The organism is Glaciecola siphonariae (genome assembly GCF_042652645.1).
Taxonomy (GTDB): Bacteria; Pseudomonadota; Gammaproteobacteria; order Enterobacterales; family Alteromonadaceae; genus Glaciecola; species Glaciecola siphonariae.
The window spans coordinates 52695-64823 of record NZ_JBHSGU010000005.1 but is presented as its reverse complement, the minus strand read 5'-3'; the positions used below and the strand labels follow the sequence as shown (position 1 = coordinate 64823).

Annotated in this window: 8 protein-coding genes; 7 read left to right on the top strand and 1 reads right to left on the bottom strand. The window is 44.7% G+C overall.

What is annotated here, in order from left to right:
• The first annotated feature begins 26 nt into the window (after positions 1-26).
• The 7 genes from ACFO4O_RS11480 (at position 27) to ACFO4O_RS11450 (ending at position 11354) form a co-directional block, all read left to right on the top strand.
• Entirely contained in the window at positions 27-506 is a 480-nt protein-coding gene (locus ACFO4O_RS11480) for a Dps family protein (protein WP_382408635.1), read from the top strand.
• Between the two features lie 3 nt (positions 507-509).
• A complete protein-coding gene (locus tag ACFO4O_RS11475) occupies positions 510-1604 on the top strand; it encodes a PQQ-dependent sugar dehydrogenase (protein ID WP_382408633.1) in 1095 nt (364 codons plus the stop codon).
• A gap of 629 nt (positions 1605-2233) precedes the next feature.
• Positions 2234-2392 (top strand): hypothetical protein, encoded by a 159-nt coding sequence (locus ACFO4O_RS11470; RefSeq protein ID WP_382408631.1) that lies wholly within the window; start codon positions 2234-2236, stop codon positions 2390-2392.
• A gap of 35 nt (positions 2393-2427) precedes the next feature.
• Positions 2428-3474 carry a polysaccharide lyase family 7 protein gene (locus ACFO4O_RS11465; RefSeq protein ID WP_382408629.1) on the top strand — a complete coding sequence of 349 codons (1047 nt, stop codon included), beginning with the start codon at positions 2428-2430 and terminating at the stop codon, positions 3472-3474.
• 215 nt (positions 3475-3689) lie between these two features.
• Entirely contained in the window at positions 3690-6725 is a 3036-nt protein-coding gene (locus ACFO4O_RS11460) for a TonB-dependent receptor (protein WP_382408627.1), read from the top strand.
• A gap of 163 nt (positions 6726-6888) precedes the next feature.
• A complete protein-coding gene (locus tag ACFO4O_RS11455) occupies positions 6889-10539 on the top strand; it encodes a VCBS domain-containing protein (RefSeq protein WP_382408625.1) in 3651 nt (1216 codons plus the stop codon).
• A gap of 347 nt (positions 10540-10886) precedes the next feature.
• On the top strand, positions 10887-11354 hold the full coding sequence (locus ACFO4O_RS11450) for a hypothetical protein (RefSeq protein ID WP_382408623.1): 468 nt from the start codon (positions 10887-10889) through the stop codon (positions 11352-11354).
• Positions 11355-11621: 267 nt separating this feature from the next.
• Here the strand turns inward: ACFO4O_RS11450 and ACFO4O_RS11445 are convergent, their stop codons facing one another.
• Positions 11622-11930 (bottom strand): Mpo1-like protein, encoded by a 309-nt coding sequence (locus ACFO4O_RS11445; RefSeq protein WP_382408621.1) that lies wholly within the window; start codon positions 11928-11930, stop codon positions 11622-11624.
• Positions 11931-12129 lie beyond the last annotated feature (199 nt).

Sequence of the window (12129 nt, the reverse complement as noted above, 5' to 3'; positions counted from 1 at the left end):
ATGGCTTAAGCAATGAGGAGACAGTTTTGTCTAAAATTGATATTGGAATTAATGAAAAAGATCGTTTAGCGATTGCCGAAGGGCTTAAGCGTTTGCTCGCTGACTCGTATACCCTGTACTTGCAGACGCATAATTTTCACTGGAATGTAACCGGCCCGCAATTTCGTGAGCTGCATCTTATGTTTGAAGAGCACTACACTGAACTTGCCTTAGCGGTTGATGAAGTGGCAGAGCGCATTCGCACTTTGGGTGTTGCCGCTCCGGGCACTTACAAATCGTTTGCTCAACTTAGCAGCATAAAAGAAGTAGACGGTGTGCCTGACGCGAAAGACATGGTTACCATACTTACGCAAGGGCACGAAGCGGTAGTTAAAACATGCCGAGACGCGTTAAAGCTTGCACAGAACGCAGACGATGAGTCTACCGCTGCATTGGTAGGCGACCGCATGAGGGTGCATGAAAAAACGGCTTGGATGTTACGCGCAACTCAAACTCAACAAGGGTAAAGTATGAAATCATTTCTTTTAAGCGCATTTAGCGCAAGTATGTTGCTTAGCACGCAGGTAATGGCTGACACGAAGTTTGAAGTGACTGAAATAGCCAGTGGCTTAAAGCACCCATGGGGAATTGCATTTTTACCCGACGGCAGCGCTCTTATTACTGAACGTGCCGGTGGCCTTATTCACATGAAGGCAAACGGCGACTTGTCAGACCCTATCCCAGGCTTGCCCGACGCGGTGGTTGAAGGCCAAGGTGGTATTTTAGGCTTGGCAGTGCATCCTGACTTTGAGAGTAACAGCGAAGTCTACGTTTGCTTGTCGGTTGCCGGCGAAGGTGGTCATTCAAGTGAAGTGCACAAAGGCGTGCTCAAAGATGGCGCTTTAACTTCTGTCACACGCGTGTTCCAAGCGCTTCCTAAAGTAGATACTGCATTTCACTTTGGCTGTAGAGTCACATTTGACCGGACAGGAGATGTCTTCATTTCCCTTGGCGATAGAGGCTCGTTTAAAGAAAAAGCGCAAGAAACTGACGCGCATTTTGGCAAGGTTGTGCGAGTCACCCAAGATGGCAAGCCAGTTGCAGATAATCCATTTATTGATGGCAAGGCGCCTGAAATTTATACCTATGGGCACCGCAACGTTCAAGGCATGACGATGCACCCACAAACCGGCGCTATTTGGACGCATGAGCATGGTCCGAAGGGCGGGGACGAAATCAATATCCTAAACAAAGGTGACAACTATGGTTGGCCGAGCATCACCTATGGTGTGAATTACAACGGCTCAATTATTACCGATAAAACCGAAATGGACGGTATGCGTCAGCCATTAATTTATTGGGACCCATCTATTGCGCCTAGCGGTATGACTTTCTACACCGGAGATGTATTTCCTCAGTGGCAGGGAGACTTATTTATAGGCTCGCTGAAATTTCGCTATTTAAAGCATTTGGAGATGGATGGCGACACGGTAGTGGCACAAAATAACTTACTTGAAGGGCTCGACCATCGCATCCGTGATGTGGCGCAAGGCCCAGACGGTAATTTATATGTAATTACCGACGCACCCGATGGAAAAGTGCTAAAGATACACGCAGGTAAATAGTCGTTTAAGGGCAAAAGAGCCTGCGCTTAGCAGCGCTTAAAAAAGCGGTATAAGCTTAACCAATTCATCGTATATCTGTCGGCAGACCCGATTTTGTATCAGGTCCGCAGGCAGATATGCGGTATACTTCGTAACAACCGCCCAAGAAATCATCACAGAAAAATTTCCTGCATCACGTGCAGCTCAAAGATGCCAGATATCATATTTTTACAAATCCGCAATTACAGCGTGTTTAACAGCGCTATCACACAATCAACAAAGATGGATATGCCTTATCTATTATTAATGATTGATAATAATGAGTGCTGAAGTAAGGGATTGATTTGCCAAATTATGCTCGCCTGATTGTTGCCCAAATCGTAGGTGCGCGTTATTTTAGGATGAGTAAATTAAGGATGAATAAATTAAATATGAGTAAAGCTTCATAAAAAAACAAAATGCTTTTGAAGTCTATTTATGCTCCCTGCAAAACAAGCGATAAACGATATTGCTTACCAATATATTTAATTTTGGTAATAAATTATTTAATATTTGGTTGACAAATAATTCCATACTTAGTTACATGTTATTCAAATGAGGCGGCTCTTCTTATCCAAGGTAGACAAATACCATAAGAGCCACGCACTTATATGACAGCTACATGGCAGCTAAATGTCAGCGATATTAGCGTGCTACTTGGTATTGAAGCAAAGCTGTTGTGGCTGTATTTTCAGCTTGCGGCAAGTCAAAAAGAGATTCGACAGTCACGTAGATGCTCTGATGTTTATATGCTGAGCTTTAAACATTGAGCGCCGCCAACTTAGTATATGGATAGGAATCGAATATGAAAAATACTGTTAACTCTCTTTCCAATAAATTCTTAAAGCGAGTTATGGCAATACGAATACACTTTTTTGTAATAATGCTAACGAGCCAATGTATCTTTATAGCTCCTATCAATGCAAAAGAGCCTGAAGCGCAAATTACTATTCCTGAGTCTCATCAAAACTTGCAAGACGGCGTATTGTTGGGTGACTTTTCTGCCCTTTCTCCGAATAAAAAGCCCGGAGAAAACTTTGATTTACTAGACTGGTCACTGACCCTACCCACAGATCTCAACGAAGATGCTAAAGCCGACACCATTTACGAAAGATCGCTAGATGAGGGATTTGAACTAAAGCCTTTGTTTTACACTGCTGACGATGGTGGCTTGGTGTTCGCGTCTTGGAATGTGGGTGCAACAACGTCAAAAAATACTAAATACGCAAGAACAGAATTACGTGAAATGCTGCGCCGAGGCGACACACGAGTAAAGGTTCGAGGAGTGACTAAAAACAATTGGGTGTTTAGCAATGCACATGGCTCAATGAAGCGAAAGGCGGGAGGAATAGAAGGTTCTTTAGAGGCCAGTCTTGCGGTCAATCGTGTGTCAACAACAGGCGACGACAAAATGATAGGTCGAGTTATAATTGGCCAAATACACGCCACAGACGACGAGCCTGTTCGTTTGTATTACCGCAAACTGCCAAATAATGACAAAGGCGCTATTTATTTTGCTCACGAAATCAATGGTGCTGATGATGTTTGGATAAATATGATTGGCACTCGATCCCACACGCTTAGCAACCCACAAGATGGTATTGCCTTAAATGAGAAGTTTTCTTATAAGATTACCGTAGAAAACGAAGTGCTCTTTGTGACCATAATCCGTGAGGGCAAACAAAATATCACCAAATTTTATGATATGTCTGGCAGTGGATACAGTGCGGGCAATCAGTATATGTACTTCAAAGCTGGCGTTTACAACCAAAACAATGGTGGTGCTGACGGCGATTACGTGCAGGCCACTTTCTACCATCTTCACAACAGCCATCACGGCTACCGCTTCTAACTACCTTCCCTCGAAAACACGGGTGTTTTTGCCGCTCGCTTACACTTAAAATAAAATTGGTAATGCCAATAGTGGGTTTGAGTATAGGCTTTGGTCGCTTAATTGGTTGAGTTATTGGTTTTAATGGATTATATTGCAAGATAACAAACCACTTACATAAATATAACAAGCGGACAGCATTTAAATGCTCGCATTAACACAATGGAGAACTCGATATGTCGTTGTCATCAGGGAAACATAGAGACTCATCAACACATCAGGATACATTTACGCTGACGCCTGTGGCTAAATGGGTGAAAGTAGCCGTTTTTGCCGGTGTTGCGAGCTCTTTTGCATTTTCCGCGTCAGCACAAGAGCCCCAAACAGAAACTACAAACAATCAAGGCAATGGCGTTGAGGTTGTAGAGGTAACAGGCACTCGGAAAACTATCCAAGATCAAATCGCGATTAAGCGTGAGGCAACCACAGTAGTCGATGGTTTATCTGCTACCGATATTGGCGACTTGCCCGCTCTCTCAATTGGTGAGGCACTAGAATCAATCACGGGGGCCGCTTCACATCGCGAGAATGGCGGAGCAACTGAAATCACTATTCGTGGTCTGGGTCCTTTTTTAAGTGCTACCCATATAAATGGGCGCGAGGCCACAAATGGTAGCGGTGATCGCTCTGTTAACTTCTCGCAGTTTCCTTCTGAGTTAATGAAAAAGGTGGCGATATATAAAACGCAAGACGCATCCATGATTGAAGGGGGTGTTGCCGGCGTAATCACGCTAGAAACCTTGAAGCCGCTAGAGTTTGGCGAACAACGTTTTCAAGCCGAAGTGAAAGCAAACTATAACCCTGACCAAGCAAACGTTGATAATTCTCTTCATGGTGATGTTGGTTACCGAGGTACCTTAAGCTATGTAGACCAATTTGAGTTTGATAACGGTCAATCATTGGGCTTAACAGTGGGTTGGCAGCGTCAGGATATTACTCAACCTGAAGCTGAGTATCGTAGTTCTAGCCCATCAGGTTCATCCTTGTGGGCCTGTTTAAACGACCCTACAAACAGTAACGAAGGCTTTTTTAGAAGCGCTGCGGGTGATTGTGAAGATCAAGTCAGCGGAAGTAACAACCAAGGTTATCAAACCGCTATCGACCCAACTACCGGTCGTGCAGAGAGCACAGGAACGCCTTACGCTTGGACAGGCTCTAGCCGCAGTTTTCGTCAAAACGAAACCTCAGACGAAAGAGATGCCTTGTTTTTTGGCCTTCAATATCGTCCATCTGAAGCGTGGGATATTAACTTAGACGCACAAATCTCGGACCGAACTCAGGCCGAGGCCCGTCATGATTTAGTTTTCTTACAAAAGCGTGTTACTCCAGGGGTCACTGGTGAAAGCCTTATTACCAACAGCGTTGGCGGCATTTTACAGTGGGCGGGTGAAGAACGAATTGAATCCGCCGGGGAACAGTTTTCTCGTGAAGAGAACTACCGTGGAGGGGGTCTTAACATTGAGCATTATTTCAATGATTCTCTCACCGTTACTGCCGACATTTCTTACTCGCAAACTAAACGCGAAGAGCTGCAAATCTCTAACCGTGGGCGTACGTCAAACCGTCCATTCATATCTTGGGAGCTAGGTGAGTACATTCCGAATTTTACAGTCACTGATTTTGACGTAACTGATATTGCAAACTTTACCGACAGCTTGCGTACTCGATTAGACCGCGAAAATACAAGAGAAAATGAAATTTTTGCCGGGCGCTTAGATTTTGATTACGTTTTAAACCATGAGGCATTTACCAGCATTCAGGCTGGCCTTCGATACTCTGAACTGACCTTTCTGCAACTAGGTGGAACGCAAGGCAATGGTTCGAGAAATGAATTTGTTTTAAATGAAGGCGTGGCATCTGCATTAGATGTTCTCCAAAGTTGCCAAATCGACTTCCCAGAATCTGACTTTTTGTCGAACGTGTCAGACGGAAACCTCATCACTAATGTGGGCGCTGATGGCAACGTGATATCCAGTGGCACCGGCTCTTCATGGGCAACCTATGACAATGTTTGTTTTTCGCAAGCTGTTGTTGCTTCGCAAGGCGGTGAATTTGGCTATCCTGAGCTTGAGTATGAGAACGCTGGCACCATCGACGTGACCGAAAAAACTATCTCAGCGTATGCCATGGCGAACTTCGATACTGAAATGTTCAATAAATTTATTCGCGGTAACTTTGGCATACGCGTCGTTAATACCGAGGTCACCTCAATTGGATTTAGACAAGGCTTTGACATAGTTACCAACGAACTTGGGATTATAAGCCTAGAAACGAACGATACTATTGAGCAAATTGAAGCGGGCGGTGACTACACCGAGGTATTGCCGAGCTTTAATTTAGTCGTGGATTATTCCGAAGACATCCTTTTAAGAGCCGGCATTTATCGCGGTATGTCGCGAGCGGACCCCTCTGACTTAAGCTACAGCCGTACCTTTCAAGTGGATGATGACGATGCGCCTGAGTCAATTGAAGACCTCTTAGTAGGCATCAATGGTTCAGGTAACCCAGATACGCAACCACTGATGTCGTGGAACTATGACCTTGCATTTGAATGGTATCCAAACGAAGACTCCATCATTGCCTTAGGATTTTACTACAAGCAATTTAACGGAGGCTTCCAGCAACAAACTGTGCTTGAAAACTTTACCATTGAAGGCGTAGATATTGCCCTTCCAATTACCAACTCCGTGACGACAGACGAAGAAAGTGACCTAGCTGGTATTGAAGCGTCGTTTGCTTACCGTTGGGACAATGGCTTAGGTGTAAAGATTGGCTATAACTACGCAGATACTGATTTTGAGTTTGAAGACAGTCTGTACGGCGACACTTTCGTAACCGACCTCAATGGAAACACCATTCAGCTTACCGAAGGCATTATTCCACCTGGTGCAGTGCCTGGGTTTTCTGAGCATGTATTTAGTGGTCAGGTGTATTACCAAATTGGTGATTTTGATACTGCCATAATCTACAAATACCGAAGCGAATATTTTCAACCATACACAAGCAACGGCACGCGACTGCGTTATGTTGACGAGGTAGGCGTTTGGGAAGCACGTGCTTCCTATAAAATAAACAAAAATATCCGTGTGAAAGTCGAAGCAATTAATTTGTTTAGCGCGCCACGCTCAGACGACTTTTTTGTACAAGATAATTTAGGTCAAGTCAGTGACTACGGCCCACGTTTATTCGCCGGTATCAGCTTTAAATACTAAGTGAGTAGATACCTCAAGCCTTACTCAAAAAGCAAAAGCCACGAATCGAATTGTGGCTCAGACATTACGCAAAGTAAAAAGACAGTCACCGGCGACACAAATAAGACCCAAGCTACACGGTGACTGCTAATACTTAACAGTGAAACTTTCAGGAGTAGAAAGCATGTTTAGAAAATCACTTATACTCGCTGTTGTCGCTACCGCCCTAGTTGGCTGTGGTAGTGAAGATAACAACGAGATAGAAGGTAATAATCGCGGCAGCGTTGCCATCAGCGGGAGCGATTTTGTTGCCGGAGGCGAGCTTGTTGCATCGGCCAGCGATGCTGATGGCATTCGCCAAGATACGCTCGTTTACGCGTGGTCAACGGGCGTTACTGGTGATCGTTACACCATTACCGAAGCAGACGAAGGAACGGTTATTTCAGTATCGGCAAGATATACAGATGAAGCCGGTTTTACCGAAGGTGTTGGTGCTTCAACACCCGAAATTTTGCCAACCTTAGATGTTGCAGCGAGCGTTGTGAAAGGCCCAGTAAGTGGTGCAAACTGCGATATTTTTTCTATTAGCGATAACGGCACCGCACAAAGTACTGCACAAGGCAGCGCAATATCGTCAGAAACCGGCGGCATTATCTTTACCGATATCCACTTTGAAGGTGCCGGCTTGATTTCATGCACTGGCGGCAGCTACGTTGATGAATCAAGCGGCGATGCACTAGATGCGCCTGTTCTTAGAGCAGTGGTTAATGTGATTGAAGGTAACGAAGATAGTCCGGCACCTATTTATGTAGTATCACCCTTAACCGAGATGGCGGTTCAAGCAGCACAACCCAATCTAAACAATTTTCAGGCTGCGGCAGAGGCGATTAATATTCGCTTTGGTATTCGTTTTGACACTACCCAAGTTATGCCAACACCAGTTGGCATAGTCGCGCTTGGCGCTGAAGGCGCGGCGGATGCCGACCGTTACGGCTCGGTATTAGCGTTATTGTCTCAGTTAGATGCTGATGACACAGAGCGAAACATGGCAAGCGTGATTGAGGCGATAGCAAGTGACTTAGGCGATGGAGAGTTTTCTGATACTGCCTTAGATGCCTTTGAAACTGCACAAATTAATCTGCAAAGCACCTCGGCAGTTGCTGCTGATGTGGATGTTGACTTACTTAATGCTATTGGTTCGGCGGTGGGATACAACAATGATCCTATCACTGCCATTATTGAAGGGGATTTAAGTGGCACTGTGCAAAATACTGCAAATGAGCCATTAACCGGCACAGTTACCGTCATCGACCCAAACTTTGGTGAAGATGGCATTGTGGCACAAAACAACCGCACCCTAGACTTTGGTGTGTTTAGCATCGATGCCGATGGTAGTTGGTCGTACAGCGTTGATGTAGAGAACGAGACCGTTGCAAATCTTGAAGTGGGCAATTCCGTGAGAGATGTTGTGACCATAATGTCGATTGATGGCACAAGTGCCGAAATCAACATACGCGTTGCTGCCTTGACTCAAGTTGTAAAGATTTCAGATACTGGAAATGATACCGGTGAGATTCGATTCACGGTGGATAATTTGCGTCAGGGCAAGCTGAACGCTTCATTTTCAAAAGATGTCGCACTTGGTAGCGATGGCAACATTAAAGACGCTTATATTACACTGTACGGGTCGTCAGGAAGCTCAAGCGAATCGCTGATAGACCTGCGAATTCAGGGTAGCCAAACAGACGCTGAAGGCAACACCATCGCGCCTCGCTTCTTGGTGAGAAACACCGATAACAGCGCTTACCCCGGGGCTATGGTCACGGCTCCATTTACAGAGCAACAATTTTACGATGTTGAAATCACATGGGACTTAGATGCGTCTGAACAACTCACCTTAAGCATTGATGGCGAAGTGATTGGAGGGGGTTCATTCTCTACCGCAGCAGTCGTTGATTCAGATTTTACCGATTTAGATCAATGGTTTGCCGACGGTGTAAGAGCCATCCAATTTAGATTTGGTGATAACGACAGAACTATTCCTTTTGGCTCATTTTATGTTGACAATATTGAGGTGTTCTCAGATGTAGAAGGCACGCAAAGTGTATTTGAAGACGATTTTGAATCTTACGAAGTAGGTGACACCTTAAACAGTACTGGCGGCCTATATAGCCTAGCGATTTATTCAGAAGTCACTGTGTTTGATGTTGGTGACGGCTCTGAAGAGCAAATTCCAGCGGTGTTCTTTGATTTAACAGGTGTTACCTCAAGTGATGCCACAGAACTTGCTAGCGGCGTAGTTAGTGTAATTGACCCTAACGAAGGTGAGGCTTTCATTGTTGGCTCCACTTTGACGGGTATGTTTGGGGTGCTATCGATAAACGAAGACGGCGCATGGACCTATGAGCTTGATACCGAGAATCCTACCATCGCCGATTTGGTGAGCGGTGAGCGGGAAACTGATATTTTTATGATTGAGTCGTTTGATGGCACAACGGCAGAGCTTGTGATTACCATTACAGGTGTGGGCGGTACGCCAGGCGGCGCCAACAATGTAGCTGTAATCATCGATACCGACGATGGAGATACCGGTGAATTACGCTATGCACTAGGTGATGCAGGTCCGCTCGCTGCAGGTCGAATCGAAGTGCGTGTGAAACGTTTAGATGATGAACTCGGTGATGGTGATGCCTTCATCACACTATTTAACTCAGCGACTAACAACAGCGGCGCAATTTTAGACCTGCGTATCAGAGATAGTAGTTTTGGCGTACGTAGCCCGTCCGATGTGGATACTTCTGGGGCAACAGTACTGCTTGACCAATTCATGAACCTTGTCATTACATGGGAATATCCAAGCGGAGATTTGACCGCACTGCCTTTGGTGACTGTTGAAATTGATGGAGTGCGTTTTACCGCCGAAGGCTTCACACCTGATAACAACGCTATTGGTGGCGTCACCCACGTGGCCTTCAGGTTTGGTGATAATAGCGGTGTAAGACCTGCAACAGGTAAATTTACGCTTGATGACTTGTTTATATTCTCTGATACCGCTGGCAGCTCTGAAGTCTTTTCTGATGACTTTGAGTCTTATGCCACTGGAGATTCGCTTGATACTGATAATCCTGCGTCGCCTTACAACTCAAGTACCTCAGAGGCAAGTGTTGAGACCATCGGTGAAGTGGGAGGCCCAGGGACTGAAGGCAACAAAATAGCCGAAATTCGCGACACTGATTCCGGTGACACCGGTGAGCTTCGCTATGCACTTGGTGACAACGGTCCACTGGCTCAAGGCCGTATTGAACTTGCTTTGAAACGCTTAGACGACGACTTGGGTAATGGAGATGCATTTATAACCTTATTCAACTCAGCGACCAACAACAGCGGCGCCATCCTTGACCTTCGCATAAGAGACGATAGTTTTGGCCTTCGCAGCCCCAGTGACGTAGACACAAGTGCTGCTATCGTTGTGCTCGACCAGTTTATGAATATTGTGATCACGTGGGAATATCCGGGTGGCAATTTAGAAGCATTACCTGTTGTCACGGTTGAAGTGGATGGTGTGCGCTTTACAGCCGAAGGATTTACGCCCGACAACTCCTCTACCGGCGGTGTAACACATGTAGCCGTTAGGTTTGGTGACAACAGCGGCGTGCGAGAAGACACCGGCGTAGTCTCTGTAGATAACCTAGTGATTTACTCCGACCTAGACGGCAGCACTGAAGTCTTTTCGGATGATTTTGAGTCTTATGCCGAAGGTGATTCATTGGATACGGACAATCCGGCGTCACCATATAACTCCTCAACGTCTGAGGCAGTAGTGGGCGTTGAGTAATATAAGGTAAGGAAACAATGTAGAGCAATATAGCTGCTCTTTTTGCTGAATTTATTCCGGCGCTTAAGGCTAGACTAGACCGAGTGCTTACAATGCACGCATAGTAAGCACTTTGATTTAGTCGCGACCTTGGTCTAAATTGTTGTTTCTATTATAATTTTCAGGAAGTGACTAGCAAGCTTGTATGCATGCATCGCAAACGCGGTAAAAGTTGTAGAAATCATTACCAAGAAAGTAGTAAGCTATTGAAATATATAAAGTATAGAGGCTGTGTGGAATGAAGTAATGTTGGTGTTACAATGCGGACTACATAATAAATATGTTGGATGGCAAGGAAAACTATATAGATGGAACCAGACTACAAAACATATTCTATTGAGGAACTAGAAGATTCTCTTCGCTCTATTGACCAAGCTGCTTATCCAGATAGGACAAAACGAATCAAGGACGAATTGGAGTTTCGCCGTTCTAAATCCGATCAAAATAACGCCCCTTTAACGGAATACTTCGAACCCAATGAACAATTTTATAAATGCCCCACGTGCGGTGAAAAAATTGGATTTTTTTCGCGCTCTCTGAACAAGTGGGGAAAGATCAAAAAGTGCCCACATTGTGGCGCTCCTTACAGAGTCACAATAAAGCTAAAAGTATATGCAGTCGCACTTATTCCCTTGTTAATCATCCATATGTTCATAATGAGTCCCCTTATGGAATCTTTTGGTTTAAGTAATGGTGTTGGTGTTGGTATCCTTTGTGGGTTCATGGTCTATTTTTCTATGCGTCTTAGTAAAGTTCGCAGCGGTAGTGTCACCTAACAAGAGACTATGGTGTCAACAGCTCATTATTAAAGCGTGAAGACTGGGCAAATTTGGCAAATAACGAGTAACCGTGATGCACGAGCAGCAGACAACATATTGCTTATTTTTGACCGAATATAGCCGAATGTTCATAGTCTGGCTTGCGCATAAACCATCACTTTAACTTAGCTTAGTTTTTCAACAATCCAATCCACTTTTGCACAAAACAGGCCCACTGCCACGCTGTAAGAAATCGCTGTTTCCAACCTTAGAATGCAAATAGCCTTACTTGATTGAAATTTTCCCCACTAAAATATCTTTAAACATCACCCAGTCGCCAATTAAGCTATATAAGGGATATTTAAACGTTGCGGGTTTGTTGTGTTCGTAAAAAAAGTGTCCCGTCCATGCAAAGCCATATCCAATTACAGGAACAAGCCATAACCATACCCAAGCTTGGCTAAGCAGGGCATAGGCGATAACAGCTAATACTAGAGATGAGCCGATAAAGTGAAGCAAACGGCAGCGAGGATGCTGATGCTCTTCTAAATAGTACGGATAGAACTGGGAAAAACTCGTGAAGCGTTTGTTCATCAATGTCTCCTGTTAGCATTTTTTTATCATCAAGGCCTTTGAGCCCAAAGTGAGCACTATGGCCGCTAAATAAAAACCTGTCACCATGTTTTAAGCCGGCTTTACAGTCATTACGTTTTACCATGCAAGTTGGCTTGAAGTAAAATCAATAATCAGCTTGCATTAGCAATTATCATCACCATAATTATTGCTATCGAAA